Below are 24,419 nucleotides of genomic sequence, written 5' to 3'. Positions count from 1 at the left end.
AAACTGGCGGCAGCGCCCGCCGCCATGCTCACGCCGGCACAGATCATGAGCCTGAAAGGCGATGCACCGTTCTGCGAAGAGTGCGCGCGGTGTAAGGAGGGTGTTTGTGCCGTCTGAATGTCTAGCGCCGTCGGCGTGGCTGGCGAACGTACCGCTGAAACCGTCGGAGCAATTGTTCGCGATTTTCAGCAAAACCAGCGACGCCAATCCATCCAGGGCTTGGCAAGGGGCGTCGAGCCCAATCTGGGCGGACACTATTTACGCCGAGTGGGATGCGGTGATGCCCTTCGTGGGAATTGTCGCTGTGGACAGTGAGTTTCTCGATTGGGTGGCGACTACTGAGTCTGTTGATTGGGGCTGGTTGGCGGTTTCTTCGGCGAGCCTTGAAGTGGTGGTTGAGCATTTTCGCAGTCTGACTCAGGTGCTGATGCCGGACGGCAAAGCGGTGTTTTTCCGGTTTTGGGATGGGCGGTTTTTTTCGCCGATCCTGCAGTCCGAGGCGGTCAGCGCGGCGCAGTTGTTGCCGGTGATTTCGCGTGGGCTGATTAATGGTCAGGCCATTGATGTCGGGGGGAAGGCGCTGGTTTCCGGGCAGGTGTTTCCATGGTGGAAAGTGCCGGAATTGGTTTTTGCAGCGGACGGAGTTGATGTTCAGGTCGGTAATGCTGTGCAGTGGCTGAGTGAGGAACATCCGGCGTTGTTCGAGGCATTTCCCGACCCGGTTTTGCGCTGCAAGGTCAGGCAGTTTTTTCAGGTTTCGGCGTCGGAAGATTCGACGCAATCGGCGTTATTGGCGTTTTTGCTGGCAGAGTCGGTGTGAGTTTTCCGGGCGAAGGCTTCGGACGTTTCCTTCGAGTTGCGGCGGTTTTCATGAACTGGTGGGCGGTGGGTTGCAGGGATAGTCTTTTCGTTGTCACTGCGAGAGTGGTGGCAGGGTGTAGGAGCCCTACCTAAGGTGCATCAGCGCTGTTGATTAATCTGCGGCACGTAGTTCGTGTCAGCAATATCGTTAGCGGCGGCTGTGTGCGGGACACGTTTCGGCGTGGCCGAATTCCTTGGGTCGGTTCCTACTCCCGCGCACAGCTGCCACCCAATCCCGTAGGAAGGAATGTGGCAGTTCATTTTCACATCCCTTGGAAGAACAAATGACGACGCTCAAGCCCGATCCTCCCTACGAAAAATTCATCCCCCATCCCGCCAACCGCTTCATGGCCCTGACCAGCAATTGCAGCGATATGCCCACCCTGTTCGTCGACACCCACGCGCCCCTCGACATCCTCCTGGACGCCGCCAACTACCGCCTCCGCGCCGTGGTTCAAGTGTTGGAGAACCTGTGCATGCGCGGCTCGGTCGAGTGCGATTCGATCATCCTCAGCGACTTCGCCATGCTCTGTGCGATCCCGCTGCGCGATGGCTGTGATGTGCTGGATGTGATTGGGCGCAGGTTGGGCGGCATGCCGTCCTGACGGCTCAAGATCAAAAGATCGCAGCCTGCGGCAGCTCCTACAGGGGGTATGTAGGAGCTGACGCAGGCTGCGATCTTTTGACTCTCAAAAAGGCTCAATCAACAACGATGTAAGCATCCTGAGCCCGAATAAAACGGTCGAACGCTTCTGAGTTGTAAACCTGCAGGCAAGCATGGAAGACCATTTTTTCATCGGAGTATTTGCTGTTGGCGGAGGTCAGGTCATACGCCGCTGACACATGGTTCCTCGTCTCGTTATAGGGATCGTGCAGTACCTGCAGCGTGTCTTCATTTTGCAGGACGGTGTGCATGCCCTTGCCCATGAACGAGTAGGCACCGGCGGCCAATGCGATGTCTTTTCTCAAGGCGGATTGCTCATTGAATGGCGCCAGGAGGCAGTGGCTCAAGCCGTAATTCTTGAGGGTTTGCCGGGCTTGATCGGTGTGGTTCTCGTCCGCCAGGGCTTGGGATGAGCACAGTAGGCACAGAGAGAAAATGATCGGATGCCGCATGAAGTTCTGACGTCCTGTCGGGAAATACGCGTCAGTTAAGCGAGTAACTGACCCTTTGGCGAGAGGATCTTGTTGTCTGTGATTGCCCGCTCGGCTGTGAGGCCCTGACTTGCCGCCCGGTAAAAGGTAAACTTTGCGCCCTTCGCAGGAGCAGCCATGAATTATCGTCACGCCTTCCATGCCGGCAATCACGCCGATGTGTTCAAACACCTGACCTTGACCCGCCTCATCGCCCTGATGTCGCGCAAGGAGCAGCCGTTTGCCTATCTCGACACACACGCCGGCATCGGTCTGTATGACTTGCAGGGCGATCAGGCCAATCGCACCGGCGAATACCTGGAAGGCATCGCGCGTTTGTGGGAGCAGCCGGATCTGCCGGCGCTGACCGCCGACTACATGAAGGTGCTGCACGAGATGAACCCGGATGGCCAGTTGCGCTATTACCCGGGTTCGCCGGAGCTGGCGCGACGGCTGACGCGGCCGCAGGATCGGGTGATGCTCAACGAGAAGCACCCGGAAGACGGCGTGCTGCTCAAGGACAACATGGCCGGTGATCGTCGGGTCAAGGTGCATCTGGGGGAGGGCTGGCACGTGCCGCGGGCGATGTTGCCGGTGCAGGAAAAGCGTGCGGTGATGTTGATTGATCCGCCGTTCGAGCAACTCGACGAGATGCAACGTTGCGCGGCGTCGTTGAAAGAGGCGATTGGCCGGATGCGCCAAACCGTGGCGGCAATCTGGTACCCGGTCAAGGACCAGCGTGCGCTGCGTCGTTTCTATCAGGATCTGGCCGGGACCGGTGCGCCGAAGTTGCTGCGGGTTGAGTTGCTGGTGCATCCGCTGGACACGCCGAACAGCCTGAACGGCTCGGGCATGGCGATTGCCAATCCGCCGTGGGGGCTTGAGGAAGAATTGCGCGAGCTGCTGCCGTGGTTGTCCAAGAAGTTGGGGCAGACCCAGGGCGGGTGGCAGATGGACTGGTTGATTGCCGAGAGCTGATTAACGGCAAGATCAAAAGATCGCAGCCTGCGGCAGCTCCTACAGTGGTTAGTGTCGTCCACCAATGTGCGGACGATCACGGACATGTAGGAGCTGCCGCAGGCTGCGATCTTTTGCTTTCAGGCCTTACTTAATTGCCCGACAGACTCGCTGGCATGCACACGCCGGTGCCGCCAATCCCGCAATAGCCTTCAGGGTTCTTTGCCAGATACTGCTGGTGATACGCCTCGGCGAAGTACACGGTCGGCGCCTGTTCGATTTCGGTGCTGATTTCACCCAGACCGGCCTTCGACAGTTCAGCCTGATAGGTCGCTTTGCTCTTCAGCGCCGCATCCAGATGCGCAGGCGAGGTCGCGTAGATCACCGAGCGGTACTGCGTGCCGATGTCGTTGCCCTGACGCATGCCCTGCGTCGGGTTGTGCAGTTCCCAGAACATCGCCAGCAACTCTTCGTAGCTGACTTTATCCTTGTCATACACCACCAGCACCACTTCGGCGTGGCCGGTCAGGCCCGAGCAGACTTCTTCATACGTTGGGTTCGGCGTGAAACCGCCGGCATAACCGACCACCGTGCTGACCACGCCTTCGCGCTGCCAGAAGCGACGCTCGGCGCCCCAGAAGCAACCCAGACCGAAAATCGCAAAGTCGACGTCCTGGAAAAACGGGCCAAGCAGCGGGGTTTCTTCGAAGACGAAGTGCTTTTCAGGCAGGGTCATTGCGGTTTCGCGGCCAGGCAGAGCTTGTTCTTTAGTCGGGAGCACGTTTTTGTTCACCAGAATTTCCGAGCGCAGAACCATGATCGTTCCTCTCAGTCAGGATGGGATGTAAAAAGTCAGACCGCCAGTGTGCCCAATGATGCCCGACTTCGCACTACCCAATGTAGGAGCTGCCGCAGGCTGCGATCTGTTGATCTTGTCTTTAAAAAAACAGGATCAAAAGATCGCAGCCTGCGGCAGCTCCTACATGAACGGGCGGCGGGGGTTAGAGGCAGAGCGGGCCGCGTGGGTAGCGCTTGAGGGCCTGGATCAGTTCGGCGCCGGGGATTGGCCGGTCGAACAGGTAGCCCTGGCCGACGTCGCAGCGGTGCCGGCGCAGGAACGCCAATTGCTCGGCGGTCTCGATGCCTTCGGCCACGACCTTGAGCTTCAGGTTGTGTGCCATGGCAATCACCGCAGAGGTGATTTCCATGTCGTCCTGGTTGTCGGGGATTTCGTGGATGAAGCTGCGATCGATCTTGATGATGTCGATCGGGAATTTCTTCAAATAGCTCAGCGACGAATAACCGGTACCGAAGTCGTCCATGGCCAGGGTCAGGCCCAGGCGCTTGAGCTGATCGAGCTGCAAGTGCGTGTCTTCGGTGGCTTCCAGCAGCAGGCCTTCGGTCAGTTCCAGTTCGAGTAGATTGGCCGGCAGCGCTTCTTCCTTGAGGATGTTGGCGATGGAGGCGACCAGGTCCGGGTCGGAGAATTGCTTTGGCGAGAGGTTGATCGCCACTTGCAGATTGCCCATGCCGGCAGCGGTCAGCGCTTTGCTCATGCGGCAGGCCTGACGGGCAATCCACTTGCCGATCGGAATGATCAGGCCGGTCTCTTCGGCGACGCTGATGAACTGATCCGGGCGAATCATGCCGCGTTCCGGGTGGTTCCAGCGCAACAGCGCTTCCATGCCCAGCAGACGACCGCTGCGCAGGCACAGCTTGGGCTGGTAGAACACGTCCAGCTCATTCTGGGTCAGAGCGCGGCGCAGGTTGTTCTCGACGAACAGTTTGTAACTGGCCTCGGCGTTCAGCGCCTCGGTGAAGACTTGCACCTGGTGTTTGCCGTTGGCCTTGGCCTTGTGCAGCGCCAGACCGGCGTTGCGCATCAGGGTTTGCGGGTCGCGGCCGTGCAGCGGCGCGCAAGCCAGACCGACCGAGCCGGTGACGCTGATCAACTGGTTGTCGACGAACATCGGTTTATCCAGCGTCGCCAACAGTTGGTTGGCGATCTGCTGACCGGTCGCCAGATCGGTGTCGTCGAGCAGCACGGCAAATTCGTTACTGGCGAAACGCGCGAGGCTGCCGCTCGGGCTAAGGCTGTTGCGCAGACGTCGGGCCAGGCTGATCAGCAGCTTGTCGCCGGTCTGGTGGCCGAGGCTGTCGTTGATCCGCTTGAAGTTGTCGATGTCGACCAACAGCAGGCTGATCGGGGTATCGCTATCGCGGGCGAAGCGTTCGTCCAGATTGCGGATAAACGCCGGGCGGTTACCGAGGTTGGTCAGGTTGTCGGTGTAGGCCAGGCGCTCGATGCGCTGTTGCGCGAGCTTGGTCTGGGTGATGTCTTCGTAGATGCCGATGTAATGCGTCAGTTCACGGTTATCGCCGTAGACCTTGGAGATCGACAACTGGCCCCAGTACGGTTCGAGGTTTTTCCGGCGGCTCTTGAATTCGCCCTGCCAACTGTTGCTCTTGGCCAGTGCGGAAGGTGCATCGAACAGCAGTTCGCTAAGGTTTTCCAGGGCTGGCAGCTCGGACAGTCGCTGGCCGTGGACTTCCTCGGTGGTGTACTGGGTGATCGCGGTGAAGCTCGGGTTGACATACTCGACCACGCCGTCGCAATTGACCAGCAAAAACGCGTTGGCGCTTTGCTCGACCGCACGCTGGAACAGGTGCAGGGCGCTGGTGGCGGTGCGGCGGTTGTGATTGTTGATGACTTGCGCGAACTGGTCGGCCAGCTCGCCGGCAAAGGCGATTTCATCGGACTGCCAGGCGCGGGTGACGCCGGTCTGCTCCAGGCACAACACGCCGACCACTTGGCCGTCGACACGGATACTGGCGTCGAGCATCGCGTTGACGTCGCGCGGGCGCAGCGCCTCGGCCATCTCGCGAGTGCGCGGGTCGCGCATCGCGTTGTGCGCGTCGATCGCACGGCTGCTGTGCAGCGCTTCCATGTAGTCGGGGAAACTGCTGATGTCGATCACGTCCGGCAGCAGGTATTCCTGCGTCGCGCGGTGGTATGCCGAGATCGGCACCAGTTGCTGGCCTTCGAGATTCCACAGGCTGGCGCAATCGATTTCATAGATATCGCAGGCGCAGCGGGTGATCAGTTCGGCGGCTTCTTGCAGCGAATTGTGCGTGCTGTAGCGCTGACGGGCGAGCAGCAGAATCAAGTCCTGCTGGGCGCGCACGCGTTCCAGATGTTGCAGTTGCTCTTGCTGGGCGCGCTGGTTCAGCTCCAGAGCGATTTGCAGACGTGAATTCTGGGTTTCAAGGTCGACGGAAGGCAGTGGCGATGCTTCATCCAGCGCTTCACCGACGGCCAACAAGTAGCCGCGCAGCAAATGGCGGTTGTGTTGTTTATAGGCTTCGCCGAGTTCAAGGATGCTCAGCGCGCCGGCCGGGGTGTGCAGGGTGTAGCGCACCAGATAATGCGGGCTGGCGCCGAGTTGTTGCTGGATGGTGTCGTGCAGCTGATAGCGCGCTTCCGGCTCCATCAGGCTGGCGTAGGGGGCGCCGACCAGAGCGCACAGCTCGACAGCCGGTTGGCCGAATTGGCGTTCGCAGTTGGGGTCGAGGAACAGCATTGCCCAACTGGCTTCATTCAAGCGCTCGAAACGCAGCATGCCGAGCCGCGAGGGCACAGGCAACTGCGTCACTACCTCGGCCGCCATACGGCTGGCGGCATCGGGTTGGCTCTTCATGAAGGGAACTCGCTTGGAAATATGCTGAACGCGCCGGGCTCTCGCCCTCTTAAACGTTGCCTGCGGCAAGGTTGCATCATTGCGGCACTGACTGACAAGAGACATGAAGGCCAAGTGCTATAAGAATGTGTCGGCTGCGCTGAACATTTCTCCAGCGTGGGGGTGAAAAGAGCAAAAGATCGCAGCCTGCGGCAGCTCCTACAGGGCATCGCTCCCCATGTAGGAGCTGCCGAAGGCTGCGATCTTTATGGCTTAGCGAAGCTTTATGGCAATTGACTGCAATTGTTTGCCATCACGATCATGGTAATTGATCAAAATATGATCAGCCTCAACCACCATGTGTGCAAAGTTATCCTCACTGATCACTTCGCTGGTCAATTCATGTGAATAGTCGCCTGCCGCCGTGCGTACCAGCGGTTGATCGAGGACAAACGTCGACGCCTTGGCGTACGGCAACAGTTTGCTGTTGCACAGCGGCGAAGACACCACAGTGTGAATTTCGAAATCAGCATCTTCGCTATGACTCAGCCGCGACGTCAGCGAACCGTGCACATCACCGGAAACCACCACGACATTTTTGATGCTGTGCGTGCGCACGGTTTCCAGCAGGCGCAGGCGCTGCTGGGCAAAGCCTTGCCAGGCATCGTCGCCATTCAGTTGGCGATCCGGGAAGAACATCACGCTGGTCACGACGAATTTGACCCGCGCCGCGCTATTGATCAGCCAATTGCACAAGGCCTGTTCCTGGGCTTCATCGAGGATGCGGGGTTCATCGCCAGACAGGTTGCGTCGGGTGCGCGTGTCGGTCACAAACCATTCGATATCGCCTTCGCTGAATTGATACCAGTAGTGCTCAAGCGAGGCATGATCAAGTTGCCCGTTAGTTGTCAGTGCGTACGCCGGGCTGTGGCTGACTTGATATAACTCATATGCGGCCATGGCATTGCGATATAACTCATCGTCTGCAGCGTCTGCAGCGTCTGCATTCGCCGGCCAGTTGTCTTCGATTTCGTGATCGTCGAGGATCATGTAAGTTGATGTGCCGGACATCAGTCGCTGTATGCCTGGTTGCGAAAACGCTGCACGGTACTTGCACAGAATGTCTTTATAACTTCGGTCGGGGGCGATCAGGTTCAAGTCATCGGCATAAATCTGGTCACCGCTCATGACCGTTGCGCTGATCGGTGGTTGTGCGCCCTCGATCAATTGATTGATCGAGGTGAAGATCCGGTCTCCCAGTAATGGCAGGATCGGTACGCCTGCTGTCAGTCGCAGATAGCGGCAAGATCCAAGAATATAAGCCCGTGCCTGCAAGGGCTTGTTGCAACGGGTGCGCAAGCGATAGAGCTCCCGTGGCCATTGCAGCGGCAGTTCTGCAACGCTGTCGACGGTGTGTACCGGGCTCATCGGGCAGAACCAGCCGGTTTGAAACTCATACTCGGTGTCCTCCTGCAAATCATTCAAGATGAACACGTCGGATAGATCGCGTGATTCATCAAGTTTGATAAGCAGGGCGTTTGACCATTGCGTTGTATTACTGGCCCGATAACGCAGGCCGGCAAAGACTTGCAAGTTTTTTTGCAGTTCGCCACGGATAAATATGCGTGCGTGGTTAGTTGTCGTGTGGCCGATTATCGGGCCGACAGTGGGTTTTAACATGTTCGAATCCATTCGAATGAGTGACAAATAATATATAAGTGGCAGACAAGTAAGTAAGTTGTTCTGGTGCTGGCAAGACTAGTTGTCGGCGGGATAAAAAGAATGGCGCGAAGTTGACTGGAGCTGTAGCCGATGTCAGCGGCTTATGTGGGAAAAGCCCCCGTCAGTAATCTTCAGGCAAAAAAAAGCCCCGCCAAACTGACGGGGTTGAGGTACGAGCGTGTGGCGCTCGAAAACGTGAAACGCAAGCGGCCCGCCGTTGCCGGAGGGCCGCCTGGGATTACAGCAGGATGGTGCGGATGTCCGCCAGCAGGCTGCCCAGACGCTGGGTGAAGCGTGCGGCAGCGGCGCCGTTGATCACACGGTGATCGTAGGACAACGACAGCGGCAGCATCAGTTTCGGCTGGAAGGCTTTGCCGTCCCAGACTGGCTGGATGGTTGCCTTGGAAACGCCGAGGATCGCCACTTCCGGCGCGTTGACGATCGGCGTGAAGCCGGTGCCGCCAATGTGGCCGAGGCTGGAAATGGTGAAGCAGGCGCCTTGCATGTCGTCAGCGGTGAGCTTCTTGTCGCGGGCTTTGGCGGCCAGCGCAGCGGCTTCGGCTGCCAGTTGCAGCAGGCTCTTCTGGTCGACGTTCTTGATGACCGGTACCAGCAGGCCATCCGGGGTGTCGACGGCGAAGCCGATGTTCACGTACTTCTTGCGGATGATCGCTTTGCCGCTTGGTGCCAGCGAACTGTTGAAGTCCGGCAGCTCCTTGAGCATGTGCGCGCACGACTTGAGCAGCAGCGGCAGGATGGTCAGCTTGACGCCGGCCTTCTCGGCAACGGCTTTCTGTGCCACGCGGAACGCTTCCAGCTCGGTGATATCAGCCGAATCGAACTGAGTCACGTGCGGGATGTTCAGCCAGCTGCGGTGCAGGCTCGACGCGCCGATTTGCATAAGGCGAGTCATCGGCACTTCTTCGATTTCGCCGAAACGGCTGAAGTCGACGACCGGAATCGGCGGGATGCCCGCGCCACCGGTTGCGCCAGCAGCAGCGGCCGGGGCTTCCTTGGCCTTCTGCATCATCGCTTTGACGTAAACCTGCACGTCTTCTTTCAGAATACGACCGTGCGGGCCACTGGCACCGACAGCGTTCAGCTCGACGCCGAACTCACGAGCCAGTTGACGCACGGCTGGGCCGGCGTGAACTTTGGCGCCCGGCTTGGCCGGGGCGGCGGCTGGAGCGGCAGCAGGTGCAGGCGCAGCGGCAGCCGGAGCAGCAGCGGCAGGAGCACTTGGAGCAGCAGCGGCGGCAGCCGGAGCCGGGGCAGCAGCAGGGGCCGCGCCTTTGACTTTCAGCTTCAGAATCAGGTCGCCGGTACCGACTTCGTCATCCAGCTTGATGGAAACGCTTTCCACCACGCCAGCGGCAGGCGATGGAATTTCCATGCTCGCCTTGTCGGATTCCAGAGTGATCAGCGACTGATCGGCTTCAACGCTGTCGCCAGCCTTGACCAACACTTCGATGATCTTGGCTTTGCCAGCCGAGCCGATGTCCGGAACGTGAATGTCCTGAACGCTGTCGGCAACCGGTGCTGCCGGCGCGGCTGCCGGAGCAGGCGCAGCGGCAGCGGCCGGAGCAGCAGCCTGAGCCGGAGCGGCCGCAGCAGGGGCCGCAGCACCCGCCACTTCCAGATCCAGAATCAGGTCGCCAGTGCCAACTTCATCGTTGAGCTTGACGCTGATGGCCTTGACCACGCCAGCGGCAGGCGACGGAATTTCCATGCTCGCCTTGTCGGACTCCAGAGTGATCAACGACTGATCAGCCTCGACGGTGTCGCCGACCTTGACCTGGATCTCGATGATCTGTGCCTTGCCCGACGAACCGATGTCCGGCACGTGCACTTGCTGAACCGAAGCGGCAGCAGGGGCAGCAGCTGGTGCAGCGGCAGCAGGAGCGGCAGCCGGTTTGGCTTCAGCTTTTGCAGCCGGCGCAGCGGCAGGAGCAGGGGCCGCTTCAGCGGCGCCCTCGACTTCCAGCTCAAGCAGTTCGTCGCCTTCTTTCAGACGGTCGCCCAGCTTCACTTTCAGGCTCTTGATGACGCCGGCCTTCGGGGCCGGCACTTCCATGCTGGCCTTGTCCGATTCCAGGGTCAGGATGCTCTGGTCGGCTTCGATACGGTCGCCGACCTTCACAAACAGTTCAATTACTTCACCTTCACCGCTGCCGATGTCAGGTACGCGAATGAGTTCGCTCACAAAATGTCTCCTCAGCAGTCCAGTGGGTTGCGTTTTTCCGGGTCGATGCCGAACTTGGTGATGGCTTCAGCCACAACCTTAGGTTCGATATCACCACGGTCAGCCAGTGCTTCCAGGGCTGCCAACACCACGAAATGACGGTCAACTTCGAAGAAATGACGCAGTTTCTTGCGGCTGTCGCTGCGGCCGAAACCGTCGGTGCCGAGGACTTTGAATTCCTTCGACGGTACCCACTGACGGATCTGCTCGGCGAACAGCTTCATGTAGTCGGTAGAGGCGATGACCGGACCTTTGCGGCCGTTCAGGCACTCTTCGACGTAGCTCAGCTTAGGCTTCTGGCCCGGCTTCAGACGGTTGCTGCGCTCTACAGCGAGGCCGTCGCGACGCAGTTCGTTGAAGCTGGTAACGCTCCAGACGTCAGCGCCAACGTTGAACTCTTCACGCAGGATCTTCGCCGCTTCACGGACTTCACGCAGGATGGTGCCGGAGCCCATCAGCTGTACGTGATGCGCCGCATCGCGGGTGTCTTCTTCGAGCAGGTACATGCCTTTCTTGATGCCTTCTTCGGCACCGGCCGGCATGGCTGGCTGCTGGTACGACTCGTTCATCACGGTGATGTAGTAGAAGATGTCCTGTTGCTCTTCGGTCATCTTCTTCATGCCGTCCTGAATGATCACCGCCAGCTCGTAGCCGTAGGTTGGATCGTAGGTGCGGCAGTTCGGGATGGTCGCGGCCAGCAGGTGGCTGTGACCGTCTTCGTGTTGCAGACCTTCACCGTTCAGGGTGGTCCGGCCGGCGGTGCCGCCGATCAGGAAGCCACGGGTACGGCTGTCGCCGGCAGCCCAGGCCAGGTCACCGATACGCTGGAAGCCGAACATCGAGTAGAAGATGTAGAACGGCAGCATCGGCTGGTTGTGGCTGGAGTACGAAGTACCGGCAGCGATGAACGAGCTCATGGCGCCTGCTTCGTTGATGCCTTCTTCAAGGATCTGACCTTTCTGGTCTTCCTTGTAGAACATCACCTGGTCTTTATCGACTGGCTCGTAGAGCTGGCCGACGGACGAGTAGATGCCGAGCTGACGGAACATGCCTTCCATACCGAAAGTACGGGCTTCGTCCGGGATGATCGGAACGATGCGCGGGCCGATTTCCTTGTCCTTGACCAGTTGCGCGAGGATCCGCACGAAAGCCATGGTGGTGGAAATTTCACGGTCGCCGGAACCGTCAAGGATGGCCTTGAGAGTGTCCAGGTCCGGAGTCGGTACGCTGAAGCTTTGTGCGCGGCGCTGAGGCACGAAACCGCCCAGTGCAGTACGGCGCTCGCTGAGGTAGCGGGCTTCGGCGCTGTTTGGCTCTGGCTTGAAGAACGGCAGGTTCTCCAGCTCTTCGTCCTTGACCGGGATGTCGAAACGATCGCGGAACAACTTCAGGCTGTCGACGTCGACTTTCTTGGTGTTGTGCGCAGTGTTTTTCGCTTCGCCGGCACCGGTGCCATAACCTTTGATGGTCTTGGCGAGGATGACGGTTGGTTGTTCTTTGTGGTTGACCGCTTCGTGGTAAGCCGCATAGACCTTGTACGGGTCGTGGCCGCCACGGTTGAGTTTCCAGATCTCGTCGTCGGACAGATCAGCAACCATCGCCTTGAGTTCTGGCGTGTTGAAGAAGTGCTCACGGACGAACGCGCCGTCTTTGGCTTTGTAGTTCTGGTACTCGCCGTCGATGACTTCGTCCATACGACGTTGCAGGATGCCGTCGACGTCTTTGGCCAGCAGTGGGTCCCAGAAACGGCCCCAGATGACTTTGGTCACGTTCCACTGAGCACCGCGGAACACGCCTTCGAGTTCCTGGATGATCTTGCCGTTGCCGCGAACCGGGCCGTCGAGGCGCTGCAGGTTGCAGTTGATGACGAAGATCAGGTTGTCCAGCTTCTCGCGGCCGGCCAGGGAGATCGCGCCCAGGGATTCCGGCTCGTCGCACTCGCCGTCGCCCAGGAAGCACCAGACTTTCTGTTTGCCCGGCTGGATGAAACCGCGGTGTTCCAGGTACTTCATGAAGCGTGCCTGGTAGATCGCCTGGATCGGACCCAGACCCATCGATACGGTCGGGAACTGCCAGAAGTCAGGCATCAGCCAAGGGTGCGGGTAGGACGACAGGCCCTGACCGTCGACTTCCTGGCGGAAGTTGTTCATCTGGTCTTCGGTGATGCGGCCTTCCATGAACGCACGGGCGTAAACGCCTGGCGAGGTGTGGCCCTGGAAGTAGATCAGGTCGCCGCCGTGTTCGTCGGTCGGGGCCTGGAAGAAGTAGTTGAAGCCGATGTCATACAGGGTCGCACTGGAAGCGAAGCTGGAGATGTGACCACCGAGGTCGGAATCTTTCAGGTTCGTACGCATTACCATGGCCATCGCGTTCCAGCGCACCAGCGAGCGAATGCGGCGTTCCATGAACAGGTCGCCAGGCATGCGTGCTTCGTGGGTTACCGGGATGGTGTTGCGGTAAGGCGTGGTGATGGCGTAAGGGAGCTGCGAACCGCTACGGGTTGCGAGTTCACCCATACGGGTCATCAGATAGTGAGCACGGTCTTCGCCTTCTTTGTCGAGAACCGATTCCAGGGCGTCCAGCCATTCCTGGGTTTCGACGGGATCGAGGTCTTGCATGGCTTGCTCCAGGGCGGAAAGGCTTCCAGAATCGGTTGCCTGAGTTTGCGACTGGCCTTGTGGGCAGACGATTTAAAATTCTTGGATTGCCGACAGGTTGTTCCGGCGGCGTGTAGTTTTACTACAAATCTTCCGGCATTTCAGCCTTTCGGATGTATAGACGAGTAGTAAAACTACAGATGAAAGGCTTGTGGCCTCCGACTGCGTTGTGAGAATAATCGTTAAGGTTGGTCGATTACCATCCGTAAAAGGTGAAACTTTGATGCTGGATGCTAAAGAAGAAGAAATTTCAGCTATTTCTAACTTTTGTTCGACAGTCCTTCACGTAGCGGGTTTTCAACATTCACTACAAGCGGCCATTTACACGCCGATCAAGGATAGACCATGACCCTGCCCGTGCTTGCCGAACTGCCTGCCATTCTCCTGCCGTTGGTCACTCGATCCGAGCAGTCGTTCCGTACGGCCGTCGCCGAGCTGGAAGACGATCACGGCTTCGCCAACTGGACGCCAGAGCGCTGGGCACAGTTCGCCCGCGTCACCGCCGCCAGTGAGTTTGTCATTGAACAGAGCGTTCGTGACCCTTTGATGTTGCTTGCGCTGGTGCAGTCCGGCGAACTCGACCGACCGTTCGCACCGGGTGAATTGTGTGCGCAAATTTCCGCTGCGGTGAACGCGGCACAGACCGAAGACGAACTCGGTCGCGCCCTGCGTCGCCAGCGTGCGCGCCATCAAGTGCGGATCATCTGGCGTGACCTTACCCGTCAGGCTGATCTGGTGCAGACCTGCCGCGACCTCTCGGACATGGCCGACGCCACCATCGACCAGGCTTATCAATGGCTGTACAGCCGCCATTGCGAACAATTCGGCACGCCGACCGGCCGCCGCAGCGGTGAGCCGCAGCCGATGGTCATCCTCGGCATGGGCAAGCTCGGCGCCGTCGAGTTGAACCTGTCTTCCGACATCGATTTGATTTTTGCCTACCCCGAGGGCGGCGAAACGGTGGGCGTGAAGCGCTCGCTGGATAATCAGGAGTTCTTCATTCGTCTTGGTCAGCGCCTGATCAAGGCGCTGGATCCGATGACCGTCGACGGCTTTGTGTTCCGCGTCGACATGCGCCTGCGCCCGTACGGTTCGTCCGGCGCGCTGGTGCTGAGCTTCAATGCGCTGGAGCAGTATTACCAGGATCAGGGCCGCGACTGGGAACGCTACGCGATGATCAAGGCGCGGGTAGTGGCTGGTGATCAGGTCGCGGGTGCGCAGTTGCTCGACATGCTGCGCCCGTTCGTTTATCGACGTTACCTCGACTTCTCGGCGATCGAAGCGCTGCGCACCATGAAACAGCTGATCCAGCAGGAAGTGCGGCGCAAGGGCATGGCCGACAACATCAAGCTGGGTTCCGGCGGGATTCGTGAGGTCGAGTTTATTGCTCAGGCCTTTCAGTTGATCCACGGTGGCCGCGACTTGAGCCTGCAACAGCGTCCTCTATTAAAGGTGTTGAGCACGCTGGAGGGGCAGGGCTATTTGCCTCCAGCGGTGATCAGCGAATTGCGTGAAGCCTACGAATTTCTGCGTTACACCGAGCACGCGATTCAGGCGATTGCCGACCGTCAAACGCAAATGCTGCCGGATGGCGCGCAGGATCAAGCGCGCATTGCCTTTATGCTCGGGTTTGCCGATTGGGAGGCTTTCCACGAAAAACTGATGTTCTGGCGCGGCCGCGTCGCTTGGCACTTTGCGCAGGTGATTGCCGATCCCGATGAGGAAGAAGGCACCGAAAGCGAAGTGGTGGTCGGCGGTGAATGGTTGCCATTGTGGGAAGAAGAGCAGGACGAAGAGGCGGCGTGCCGACAGTTGGAAGAGGGCGGTTTCGCTGATGCCAGCAAAGCCCTGAAGGCACTGGCCGGTTTGCGTGGCAGCCCGCAATTGCGCGCGATGCAGCGTTTGGGCCGTGAGCGCCTCGATGCGTTTATTCCGCGTTTGCTGGCGCAAGCGGTTGAGCATGCCAACCCCGATCTGGTGCTTGAGCGCGTATTGCCGCTGGTGGAAGCGGTCGCTCGGCGTTCGGCTTATTTAGTCTTGCTCACGGAAAACCCCGGTGCGCTGCGCCGCTTGCTGACGTTGTGCGCGGCGAGCCCGTGGATTGCTGAACAGATCACTCGCTTCCCGCTGCTGATGGATGAATTGCTCAACGAAGGGCGTTTGTTCAAGCCGCCCCTGGCGCCGGAATTGGCCGCCGAATTGCGCGAGCGGCTGACGCGAATCCCCGAAGACGACCTCGAACAACAAATGGAAGCGCTGCGTCATTTCAAATTGGCGCACCGCTTGCGCGTCGCCGCCTCGGAAATTGCCGGCAGCCTGCCGTTGATGAAAGTCAGCGATTACCTGACCTGGCTGGCCGAGGCGATTCTCGAGCAAGTGCTAGCCCTGGCCTGGCGCCAGACCGTGGCCAAACACGGTACGCCGCTGCGCACCGACGGCACCTTGTGCGACCCCGGCTTCATCATTGTCGGTTATGGGAAAGTGGGTGGGCTGGAACTGGGGCATGGTTCCGATCTGGATCTGGTGTTTATCCATGACGGTGATCCGCAGGCGGAAACTGACGGGGCGAAACCGATTGATGGCGCGCAATTCTTTACCCGGCTGGGCCAGCGGATCATTCACTTGCTGACGGCGCAGACCAACTCGGGTCAGCTCTATGAAGTGGACATGCGACTGCGGCCGTCCGGTGCGTCCGGGCTGTTGGTGAGTTCGCTCGGCGCGTTCGCTCGTTATCAAGAAAATGAAGCGTGGACGTGGGAGCATCAGGCTCTGGTGCGGGCGCGGGTGCTGGTCGGCAGTCAGGATGTCGGTCAGGCGTTCGACAAGGTTCGCGCGCAAGTTTTGGGCAAAGCGCGGGATCTGGCCAAGTTGCAACAGGAAGTCAGCGAGATGCGCGCGAAGATGCGCGACAACCTCGGCACCAAGAGCACCGCGGCCGGCACCGCGGCGAATGCCTTCGACGCCACGGCGCCGTTCGACCTCAAGCAGGACGCCGGAGGTATCGTCGATATTGAATTTATGGTGCAATACGCGGCCCTGGCGTGGTCGCACAGCCATCCGCCGTTGCTGCGCTGGACGGATAACATCCGCATCTCGGAAGAGCTGGAGCACGAAGGGCTGATGCCTGCCGAAGACGCCAGCCTGTTGCGCGAGGCCTACAAAGCCTACCGCTCCGCCGCCCACCGGCAGGCCTTGCAGAAGGACCCGGGGGTGATTGCAGGCGACCAGTTTGTCGAAGAACGGCGACAGGTGTTGCGGATCTGGAAAGAGATGGGGCTAAGCTGAAACACGGATGTGTGGACGAATGCAAAACCCTGTAGGAGCGAGCCTGCTCGCGATAGCGGAGTGTCAGACAACATCAATGTTGAGTGAACGACCCCATCGCGAGCAGGCTCACTCCTACAATAGATCTGCGCTGAAATGCAGATGTTGGAACGAATGCAAAACCCTGTGGGAGCTGGCTTGCCAGCGATAGCGGCGTGTCAGGCGACATTGATTTTGGATGTGCCGGCCCCATCGCGGGCAAGCCCGCTCCCACAGTGATCTGCGTTGAAACGTAGATGTTGGAACGGATGCAAAATCCTGTAGGAGTGAGCCTGCTCGCGATAGCGGAGTGTCAGACAACATCAATGTTGAATGTAACGGCCCCATCGCGAGCAGGCTCACTCCTACAATGGATCTGCGTTGAGATGCAGATGTTGGAACGAATGCAAAACCCTGTGGGAGCTAGCTTGCCAGCGATAGCGGCGTCTCAGGCAACATTGATTTTGAATGTGCCGGCCCCATCGCGGGCAAGCCCGCTCCCACAGGGATCTGCGTTGAAATGTAGATGTTGGAACGGATGCAAAACCCTGTAGGAGTGAGCCTGCTCGCGATAGCGGAGTGTCAGACAACATCAATGTTGAATGAACGACCCCATCGCGAGCAGGCTCACTCCTACAATGGATCTGCGGTGTACGCAGAATCAAGGCAAGACGAAAAAACCATGTGGGAGCGAGCCTGCTCGCGATAGCGGAGTGACAGTCGACAGTTATGTTGAAGGTAATGACCCATCGCAAGCAGCGCCGTTCCCTCAGTGATTCTTGAGGCGGGGAGGCGTAAATGCCTCCCCGGTTCGTTTTTGGAAACCACATGAATATTCTGATCGTTGGGCCCAGTTGGGTCGGTGACATGGTGATGGCGCAGACACTGTTTCAGTGTCTCAAACAGCGCCACCCGCAATGCGAAATCGACGTGCTGGCCCCCGAGTGGAGCCGGCCGATCCTTGAGCGCATGCCCGAAGTGCGCCAGGCCTTGAGCTTCCCGCTCGGCCACGGCGCGCTGGAATTGGCGACGCGTCGGCGCATCGGCAAATCCCTGCGCGGTCAGTACGATCAGGCGATCCTGCTGCCCAACTCGCTGAAATCAGCGCTGGTGCCGTTTTTCGCCGGCATCCCGAAACGCACCGGCTGGCGCGGCGAATTCCGTTACGGCCTACTCAACGACGTGCGCACCCTCGACAAAGAACGCTATCCGTTGATGATCGAGCGTTTCATGGCCCTGGCCTATGAAGCGAACGCCGAATTGCCGAAGCCCTATCCGCGCCCAAGCCTGCAAATCGACCCGGTAACCCGCGAAGCCGCACTGGCCAAATTCGGCCTGTCCCTCGATCGTCCGGTGTTGGCCCTGTGCCCCGGCGCCGAGTTCGGCGAATCCAAGCGCTGGCCGTCCGAGCACTACGCCAAAGTTGCCGAAGCGCGTATTCGCGAAGGCTGGCAGGTCTGGTTGTTTGGCTCGAAAAACGATCACGCGGTCGGCGAAGACATTCGCGCCCGGTTGATCCCTGGCCTGCGCGAAGAATCGGTCAACCTCAGTGGCGGCACCTCGCTGGCCGAGGCCATCGACCTGATGTCCTGCGCCGACTCGGTGGTCTCCAACGATTCTGGTCTGATGCACGTTGCCGCCGCCCTGAACCGTCCATTAGTGGCGGTCTACGGCTCGACTTCACCGGGCTTTACCCCGCCGCTGGCCGAGCACGTTGAAGTCGTTCGTCTGGGTCTCGATTGCAGCCCGTGCTTCGACCGTACCTGCCGCTTCGGCCATTACAACTGCCTGCGCCAGCTGATGCCGGACGCGGTCAACGATGCCTTGCAGAAATTGCAGGGCTCCGTGGTCGAGGTTCATTAAGTTGCGGGTACTGCTGATCAAGACTTCATCGCTGGGCGACGTGATCCATGCGTTGCCGGCGCTGACCGACGCCGCCAGGGCGATCCCCGGGATCAAATTCGACTGGGTCGTGGAAGAAGGCTTCGCCGAGATCCCGACCTGGCACCCGGCCGTCGACAAAGTGATTCCAGTGGCGATCCGCCGCTGGCGCAAAAACCTCTGGAAAACCATCACCAGCGGCGAGTGGAAACGCTTCAAGCAAAGCGTACGCGCGAACAAATACGACTTGGTGATCGACGCTCAGGGCCTGCTGAAAAGTGCCTGGCTGACCCGTTACGTCAAAGCGCCGGTGGCCGGTCTCGACAAAGGTTCGGCTCGTGAGCCGATGGCCGCACGTTTTTACGATCGCAAACTGGCCGTGGCCCGTGGCCAACACGCCGTCGAACGCGTGCGTCAACTGTTCGCCATCGCCCTCGGTTACGACCTGCCAAAAGGCCTGGGCGACTACGGCCTCAACGTCGAACGTCTGGTCGAACTGCCACGCAAAAACGCCTTCGTGGTGTTCCTGCATGGCACCACGTGGGACACCAAACACTGGCCGGAAAGCTATTGGCGCGAATTGACTGAACGCGTCGGCTACCTCGGCGTCGGCATCAAACTGCCGTGGGGCAATCCGCAGGAGAAGGCCCGCGCCGAACGCATCGCTGCCGGTTTCAAACACGCCGAAGTGCTGCCGAAGCTCAATCTGGCCGGCGTCGGCAAAGTCCTCGCCGGGGCGCAAGCCTGTGTCGCGGTAGACACCGGACTCGGCCATTTGGCAGCGGCGCTGGACGTGCCGACCATCTCGCTGTTCGGCCCGACCAATCCGGGCCTGACCGGCGCCTACGGCAAATTGCAGATTCACCTGGCCAGCGACTTCCCGTGCGCGCCGTGCCTGCAAAAGAAATGTACCTATCAACCGACCGCGCAGGATGCCCGTCAGTTTGACCTGAAGCGTGAACAGCCTCTGTGCTTCACGCGTCTGAATCCCGAGCGTGTCGCCAGCCGACTGAGCACGTTGTTAATGGCTGAGGAGCTGCGCTGATGCAATTGGCATTCGTCCTGTACAAATATTTCCCGTTCGGTGGCTTGCAGCGCGACTTCATGCGAATCGCCCTCGAATGCCAGAAACGCGGGCATCAGATCCGCGTCTACACGCTGATCTGGGAAGGCGACGTGCCGCCCGGTTTTGAGGTGCTGGTGGCGCCGGTCAAAGCCTTCTTCAATCATCGTCGCAACGAAAAACTCAGCGCATGGATGGCAGCGGATCTGGCCAAGCGCCCGGTTGATCGCCTGATTGGCTTCAACAAGATGCCGGGGCTGGACGTCTATTACGCCGCCGACGGTTGCTTCGAAGACAAGGCGCAGAATCTGCGCAACTCGCTGTACCGTCGCTGGGGCCGCTATCGCCACTTCGCCGAGTACGAGCGCGCGGTGTTCGCCAAAGACGCGAAGACCGAAGTGCTGATGATTTCCGAAGTGCAGCAGCCGCTGTTCATCAAGCATTACGACACGCCGCTTGAGCGCTTCCACTTGCTGCCACCGGGCATCGCTCAGGATCGTCGCCGTCCAGCGGATGCTGACGAAATCCGCGCCGGTTTTCGCGCTGAATTCAATCTGAAGGATGACGAGCTGCTGCTGGTGCAGATCGGTTCCGGTTTCAAAACCAAAGGCGTCGATCGCAGCCTGAAAGCACTGGCCGCATTGCCCGCTGAACTGAGAAAGCGTACCCGGCTGTTTGTAATCGGCCAGGATGACCCCAAATTATTCCAGATGCAGAGCGCGACGTTGGGTCTGGGCGATAGCGTGACGTTCCTCAAAGGGCGCAGCGATATCCCGCGTTTCCTGCTCGGCGCTGACCTGTTGATTCACCCGGCGTACAACGAAAACACCGGTACTGTGTTGCTTGAAGCGCTGGTCGCCGGCTTGCCGGTGCTGGTCAGTGCGGTCTGCGGTTATGCCCATTACATCGCCGAGGCCGACGCCGGGCGAGTGCTGGACGAGCCGTTCGATCAAGCGCAGTTGACGCAATACCTGACTGACATGTTGAAAGACGACGCTGCACGCGCGGCCTGGAGCCGCAATGGTCTGACCTTCGCCGAGACGGCCGACCTCTACAGCATGCCGCAACACGCGGCCGATGTGATTCTGGCGGAGCACGCTTAATGAAGTTGATGCTGGCTGAACCGTTCAAAAGCCTTTGGGCCGGACGCGACCCGTTCGCCGAAGTCGAAGGCTTGCAGGGCGAGGTATACCGCGAGCTGGAAGCACGCCGGACACTGCGCACGGAAGTCGACGGCAACGGATTCTTCGTCAAGATTCACCGTGGCATCGGCTGGGGCGAAATCTTCAAGAACCTGCTGACCGCCAAGCTGCCGGTACTTGGCGCGGGTCAGGAGTGGAAGGCTATCCAGCGTCTGCAGGAAGTCGGCGTGCCGACCATGACCGCCGTCGCGTACGGCGAGAAGGGCAGCAACCCGGCGGATCAGCACTCGTTCATCGTCACCGAAGAGCTGGCGCCTACCGTCAGCCTTGAGGACTTCAGCATCGACTGGGTCAAGCAGCCGCCGGAGCCGAAACTCAAGCGCGCGCTGATCGCCGAAGTCGCGCGCATGACCGGCATGATGCACCGCGCCGGCGTCAATCACCGCGACTGCTACATTTGCCACTTTCTGCTGCACACCGATAAACCAGTGACGGCAGACGATTTCAAGCTTTCGGTGATCGACCTGCACCGTGCCCAGACCCGCGCGAAAATCACCCAGCGCTGGCGCAACAAGGATCTGGCCGCGCTGTACTTTTCCGCGCTGGACATCGGTCTGACTCGCCGCGACAAGCTGCGTTTCCTCAAAGGCTATTTCCAGCAACCGCTGCGGCAGATCCTGGCTGAAGAAGCGCCGTTGCTGAGCTGGCTCGAAGGCAAGGCCAACAAGCTCTATGCGCGTAAACAGCGCTACGGGGATGCGCTCTGATGGCGGGTTGGATTCTGGAGCCGCAATACAGTGAACTCGCCGAAGACTTTGGCAGCCTCGAAGCGGTGTTTGCCCTGCAAGGCGAACGGCTGACTCGCGATCCACTGTCCGAAGTCGTCCGTGTCGAGCGCAACGGCGTCAACTATTACGTCAAACGCTACGTCGGCGCCGGTAAAGGCTTGCGCCGTTACCTCGGCAAGCCGCGGGTGAAGATGGAATGGCAGAACCTCAAACGCTTCGCCAAGTGGGGCATTCCCACCGCTGAAGTGGTGGCCTGGGGTCTGGAGCGACGTGGCGCGGCGTACGACCGTGGCGCGATGATCACCCGCGAATTGCCGCGCACCGAAGACCTCTCGGCGCTGGCCGAGCGCAACGATCCCAAGCTCAAGGATCGCGCCTGGGTCGATGGCGTCAGTCGGCAACTGGCCGCTTACACGCGGACCATGCACGATCACCGCTTCACCCATAACGATTTGAAGTGGCGCAACCTACTGATCGACGATCAGGCGCAGTTGTTTTTGATCGACTGCCCGAACGGTGATTTCTGGCGCGGTTTCTGGCTCAAGTACCGCATCACCAAGGATCTGGCCTGCCTCGACAAGGTCGCCAAATATCACCTGTCGAACACCCAGCGCCTGCGCTTCTATCTGCAATACCGTGGACGTGATCGCCTGGATGCCGCTGACAAGAAGCGCATTCGCCACGTGGTGAGATTTTTCGAGGGACGCGAATGACTGATTTTCTGGCCGCTGAAGACCGTGCGCTGCTTGAGCGCCATGGCCTCGGCACCTTCGACGCGCTCTGGGCCAAACAGCTTGAAGCGGTGGACGAGCCGAACACCGATGGTGGTGGCTGGAGCAGCGTGTTTCGCCTCGAACTGGAAGGTCACGCTTATTACCTCAAGCGCCAGAGCAACTACCTGACGCGCACCTTGCACGCGCCATTTGGCGAGCCAAGTTTTGCCCGCGAATTTCGCAACATCAGCCGCTACAACACGCTGGGGATTCCGGCGTTGCAAGCGGCGTTCTTCGGGCAGCGCAAGGTCGACGGTGAAGTCCGCGCGATCCTGCTGACCCGCGCCCTTGATGGCTGGGATGATCTCGATTCGTTGTTGCAGCGCTGGTCGGAACTGACCGCCACGCAGCAATCGGCGATCCTCAAGGCCTGTGGGCAACTGGCGCGGCTGCTGCACGGCTTGCGTCAGGTGCACGGTTGTTTTTACCCGAAACATATTTTTTTGCAGGCCGACGGCGCTGAATATCGCGCGCAGTTGATCGACCTGGAAAAGACCCGGCCCTTGTTGTTCGGTCAGCGCGACCGGGTCAAGGATCTGGAGCCGCTGCTGCGCCGTGCGCCGCAGTGGAGCGAGGCGCAACTGCGCGAATTGCTCGCGGCCTATGTTGATCAACCGAGCGACAGTTCGCTGGTCGACAGTTGGGTTACGCGTCTGACCGCAAGACGCAGTCGCAAGGAGACCCGCTGATGCAGTTGTCCGACCTGAAAAACGCCGGGCGCACGCCAAGTCTGCCGTTGACGATTGCCCTGGCCGATGCCGCCGGGCCTGCCGATTTGCAGCTGCTAAGTCTGCTGCGGGTGCTGCCGGGGCAGCGTTATGTCGGTGCCGGTGTCTGGCGCGGTCGGCCGGTGCTGGCGAAATTGCTGGTCGGCAGCAAGGCGGCGCGGCATTTTCAGCGTGAACTCAATGGCGTGAAACTGCTGGCGGCGCAAGGCCTGACCACGCCGCTGCTGTTGGCCGATGGCTTGAAGGAAGGCGAGGGCGGCTGGCTGCTGTTCGAATTCCTTGAAGACGCTGAAAGCCTTGGCGATGCCTGGCAACAGGTCGAGTCGTTGCCGGTGCTGGCGGATGAACAATCGGCGGTGCTGGGCGACGCGCTCGGCGCGATCGCGCAGTTGCACAGCAAGGGTCTGTGGCAGGAAGACCTGCACCTGGACAATCTGCTACGTCACGGCGGTGAGTTGTATTTGATCGACGGTGCGGGCATCTGCGCGGAAACCGCTGGCCAGCCATTGTCGCGGCAGAAAGTCCTGGAAAACCTCGGGGTGTTTTTCGCCCAGTTGCCCAAGTCGCTGGAGCCGTTCACCGAAGAATTACTGGTGTATTACCTGCTGAGCAACGCCGAGCACGCGCTGCCGCTGGAAGCGTTGCAGAAGCAGATCGACAAGGTGCGCGCCTGGCGTCTGCGCGATTACCTGATCAAGGTCGGTCGTGAGTGCACGTTGTTTGCCGTGCAGCGCGGAGCGTTCGGCTTGCGCGCTATACGTCGCGAAGAAGAGGCGGCGATGGTGCCGGTGCTGGAACAGGCCGATGCGCTGCTCGATCAGGGCCATTTGTACAAAACCGGTGGCGCCGCGAGTGTCGGCAAGGTCGACGTGGCCGGGCGCACACTGGTGATCAAACGCTACAACATCAAGAACTTCGCGCATTGGCTCAAGCGCTTCTGGCGTCCGAGCCGCGCCTGGCATTCGTGGCGTGAAGGCAATCGCCTGGCGTTCCTCGGCATCGCCACGCCGAAACCGCTGGCGGTGCTGGAAAAACGTTTCCTGTGGCTGCGCAGTCGCGCGTATCTGATCACCGAATACCTGCCGGGTCCGGACATCATCGAGCGCTTTGCGCCGTATGTTGAAAACGGCGAGGCGCCGGAGTCCGAGTTGCAGGCGCTGGATCAACTGTTCGCCCGCCTGATCGCCGAGCGCATCAGCCATGGCGACTTCAAGGGCCATAACCTGTTCTGGCAGGACGATCGCTGGGCCCTGATCGACCTCGACTCGATGTGCCAACACCGCTCCGCCAGCAGCTTCGCCCCGGCCTACGCCCGCGACCGCGCACGCTTCATGCGCAACTGGCCAGAAAGCAGTGCGCTGTATCAAGTGATTGACCAGCGTTTGCCGAAAAGTATTGATCGAGTCTGAAGATTTAAAAGATCGCAGCCTTCGGCAGCTCCTACATTTGGAATGCGATTTCCTGTAGGAGCTGCCGAAGGCTGCGATCTTT

17 protein-coding genes are annotated in these 24,419 nt (G+C 59.7%); 11 read left to right on the top strand and 6 right to left on the bottom strand.

Going from position 1 to position 24,419, the window contains the following annotated elements; translation table 11 throughout:
* Positions 1-106 precede the first annotated feature (106 nt).
* The gene (locus PMI37_RS12715; RefSeq protein WP_008081383.1) at positions 107-820 is read left to right on the top strand and encodes a DUF4123 domain-containing protein; all 714 of its coding nucleotides are present in this window, start codon (positions 107-109) and stop codon (positions 818-820) included.
* A gap of 325 nt (positions 821-1,145) precedes the next feature.
* Complete coding sequence (locus PMI37_RS12710; protein ID WP_008081382.1) at positions 1,146-1,466, top strand: hypothetical protein; 321 nt, start codon at positions 1,146-1,148, stop codon at positions 1,464-1,466.
* Positions 1,467-1,560: 94 nt separating this feature from the next.
* Here the strand turns inward: PMI37_RS12710 and PMI37_RS12705 are convergent, their stop codons facing one another.
* Positions 1,561-2,157 carry a hypothetical protein gene (locus tag PMI37_RS12705; RefSeq protein WP_238552706.1) on the bottom strand — a complete coding sequence of 199 codons (597 nt, stop codon included), beginning with the start codon at positions 2,155-2,157 and terminating at the stop codon, positions 1,561-1,563.
* Between PMI37_RS12705 and PMI37_RS12700 the strand changes: the two genes are divergently transcribed.
* Positions 2,134-2,973, top strand: a complete 840-nt coding sequence (locus tag PMI37_RS12700) for a 23S rRNA (adenine(2030)-N(6))-methyltransferase RlmJ (protein WP_008081379.1) — start codon at positions 2,134-2,136, stop codon at positions 2,971-2,973. The two genes, PMI37_RS12705 and PMI37_RS12700, sit on opposite strands and share 24 nt — an antisense overlap.
* A gap of 130 nt (positions 2,974-3,103) precedes the next feature.
* Here the strand turns inward: PMI37_RS12700 and msrA are convergent, their stop codons facing one another.
* From msrA to aceE, 5 genes are all read right to left on the bottom strand, one after another.
* Positions 3,104-3,769: a peptide-methionine (S)-S-oxide reductase MsrA gene (msrA, locus tag PMI37_RS12695; RefSeq protein ID WP_008081377.1), complete on the bottom strand. Its 666-nt coding sequence runs from the start codon at positions 3,767-3,769 to the stop codon at positions 3,104-3,106.
* A gap of 184 nt (positions 3,770-3,953) precedes the next feature.
* A complete protein-coding gene (locus PMI37_RS12690) occupies positions 3,954-6,650 on the bottom strand; it encodes a putative bifunctional diguanylate cyclase/phosphodiesterase (RefSeq protein WP_008081374.1) in 2,697 nt (898 codons plus the stop codon).
* 252 nt (positions 6,651-6,902) lie between these two features.
* Positions 6,903-8,309, bottom strand: a complete 1,407-nt coding sequence (locus PMI37_RS12685; RefSeq protein WP_008081371.1) for an alkaline phosphatase D family protein — start codon at positions 8,307-8,309, stop codon at positions 6,903-6,905.
* A 280-nt stretch (positions 8,310-8,589) separates the two neighbouring features.
* Positions 8,590-10,554 carry a dihydrolipoyllysine-residue acetyltransferase gene (gene aceF / locus PMI37_RS12680; RefSeq protein ID WP_008081368.1) on the bottom strand — a complete coding sequence of 655 codons (1,965 nt, stop codon included), beginning with the start codon at positions 10,552-10,554 and terminating at the stop codon, positions 8,590-8,592.
* Between the two features lie 11 nt (positions 10,555-10,565).
* Positions 10,566-13,211 (bottom strand): pyruvate dehydrogenase (acetyl-transferring), homodimeric type, encoded by a 2,646-nt coding sequence (gene aceE, locus PMI37_RS12675; protein ID WP_008081364.1) that lies wholly within the window; start codon positions 13,209-13,211, stop codon positions 10,566-10,568.
* Between the two features lie 384 nt (positions 13,212-13,595).
* Here aceE and glnE point away from each other — a divergent pair, with 384 nt between their 5' ends.
* The 8 genes from glnE (at position 13,596) to PMI37_RS12635 (ending at position 24,337) form a co-directional block, all read left to right on the top strand.
* Entirely contained in the window at positions 13,596-16,535 is a 2,940-nt protein-coding gene (glnE, locus tag PMI37_RS12670; RefSeq protein WP_008081362.1) for a bifunctional [glutamate--ammonia ligase]-adenylyl-L-tyrosine phosphorylase/[glutamate--ammonia-ligase] adenylyltransferase, read from the top strand.
* A gap of 846 nt (positions 16,536-17,381) precedes the next feature.
* Positions 17,382-18,416: a lipopolysaccharide heptosyltransferase II gene (gene waaF, locus PMI37_RS12665; RefSeq protein WP_045123125.1), complete on the top strand. Its 1,035-nt coding sequence runs from the start codon at positions 17,382-17,384 to the stop codon at positions 18,414-18,416.
* A 1-nt stretch (position 18,417) separates the two neighbouring features.
* Positions 18,418-19,479, top strand: a complete 1,062-nt coding sequence (gene waaC, locus PMI37_RS12660; RefSeq protein WP_008081357.1) for a lipopolysaccharide heptosyltransferase I — start codon at positions 18,418-18,420, stop codon at positions 19,477-19,479.
* Positions 19,479-20,600 (top strand): glycosyltransferase family 4 protein, encoded by a 1,122-nt coding sequence (locus PMI37_RS12655; protein ID WP_008081355.1) that lies wholly within the window; start codon positions 19,479-19,481, stop codon positions 20,598-20,600. Before waaC ends, PMI37_RS12655 begins: the two co-directional genes overlap by 1 nt.
* Positions 20,600-21,406 carry a lipopolysaccharide core heptose(I) kinase RfaP gene (gene rfaP / locus PMI37_RS12650; RefSeq protein WP_008081353.1) on the top strand — a complete coding sequence of 269 codons (807 nt, stop codon included), beginning with the start codon at positions 20,600-20,602 and terminating at the stop codon, positions 21,404-21,406. Before PMI37_RS12655 ends, rfaP begins: the two co-directional genes overlap by 1 nt.
* Positions 21,406-22,140, top strand: coding sequence for a lipopolysaccharide kinase InaA family protein (locus PMI37_RS12645; RefSeq protein WP_008081351.1), 735 nt, complete (start codon positions 21,406-21,408; stop codon positions 22,138-22,140). The genes rfaP and PMI37_RS12645 overlap by 1 nt, the downstream gene beginning before the upstream one ends.
* The gene (locus PMI37_RS12640) at positions 22,137-22,889 is read left to right on the top strand and encodes a lipopolysaccharide kinase InaA family protein (RefSeq protein ID WP_008081349.1); all 753 of its coding nucleotides are present in this window, start codon (positions 22,137-22,139) and stop codon (positions 22,887-22,889) included. The genes PMI37_RS12645 and PMI37_RS12640 overlap by 4 nt, the downstream gene beginning before the upstream one ends.
* Complete coding sequence (locus PMI37_RS12635) at positions 22,889-24,337, top strand: lipopolysaccharide kinase InaA family protein (RefSeq protein ID WP_008081347.1); 1,449 nt, start codon at positions 22,889-22,891, stop codon at positions 24,335-24,337. Before PMI37_RS12640 ends, PMI37_RS12635 begins: the two co-directional genes overlap by 1 nt.
* Positions 24,338-24,419 lie beyond the last annotated feature (82 nt).

This window comes from Pseudomonas sp. GM80, assembly GCF_000282515.1.
Taxonomy (GTDB): Bacteria; Pseudomonadota; Gammaproteobacteria; order Pseudomonadales; family Pseudomonadaceae; genus Aquipseudomonas.
Note: the sequence above shows the minus strand (reverse complement) of the source record. Positions and strands in the feature narration are given on the sequence as shown.

What these genes read in the sequence shown, in the direction of transcription:
- PMI37_RS12705 (WP_238552706.1), bottom strand. Translation starts at nt 2,157, where the DNA reads ATGGAAGGCGTGACGATAATTCATGGCTGCTCCTGCGAAGGGCGCAAA.
- PMI37_RS12685 (WP_008081371.1), bottom strand. Translation starts at nt 8,309, where the DNA reads ATGTTAAAACCCACTGTCGGCCCGATAATCGGCCACACGACAACTAAC.
- rfaP (WP_008081353.1), top strand. Translation starts at nt 20,600, where the DNA reads ATGAAGTTGATGCTGGCTGAACCGTTCAAAAGCCTTTGGGCCGGACGC.
- PMI37_RS12635 (WP_008081347.1), top strand. Translation starts at nt 22,889, where the DNA reads ATGCAGTTGTCCGACCTGAAAAACGCCGGGCGCACGCCAAGTCTGCCG.
- PMI37_RS12640 (WP_008081349.1), top strand. Translation starts at nt 22,137, where the DNA reads ATGACTGATTTTCTGGCCGCTGAAGACCGTGCGCTGCTTGAGCGCCAT.
- PMI37_RS12655 (WP_008081355.1), top strand. Translation starts at nt 19,479, where the DNA reads ATGCAATTGGCATTCGTCCTGTACAAATATTTCCCGTTCGGTGGCTTG.
- PMI37_RS12645 (WP_008081351.1), top strand. Translation starts at nt 21,406, where the DNA reads ATGGCGGGTTGGATTCTGGAGCCGCAATACAGTGAACTCGCCGAAGAC.
- glnE (WP_008081362.1), top strand. Translation starts at nt 13,596, where the DNA reads ATGACCCTGCCCGTGCTTGCCGAACTGCCTGCCATTCTCCTGCCGTTG.
- aceE (WP_008081364.1), bottom strand. Translation starts at nt 13,211, where the DNA reads ATGCAAGACCTCGATCCCGTCGAAACCCAGGAATGGCTGGACGCCCTG.
- PMI37_RS12700 (WP_008081379.1), top strand. Translation starts at nt 2,134, where the DNA reads ATGAATTATCGTCACGCCTTCCATGCCGGCAATCACGCCGATGTGTTC.
- PMI37_RS12690 (WP_008081374.1), bottom strand. Translation starts at nt 6,650, where the DNA reads ATGAAGAGCCAACCCGATGCCGCCAGCCGTATGGCGGCCGAGGTAGTG.
- waaF (WP_045123125.1), top strand. Translation starts at nt 17,382, where the DNA reads ATGAATATTCTGATCGTTGGGCCCAGTTGGGTCGGTGACATGGTGATG.
- msrA (WP_008081377.1), bottom strand. Translation starts at nt 3,769, where the DNA reads ATGGTTCTGCGCTCGGAAATTCTGGTGAACAAAAACGTGCTCCCGACT.
- PMI37_RS12710 (WP_008081382.1), top strand. Translation starts at nt 1,146, where the DNA reads ATGACGACGCTCAAGCCCGATCCTCCCTACGAAAAATTCATCCCCCAT.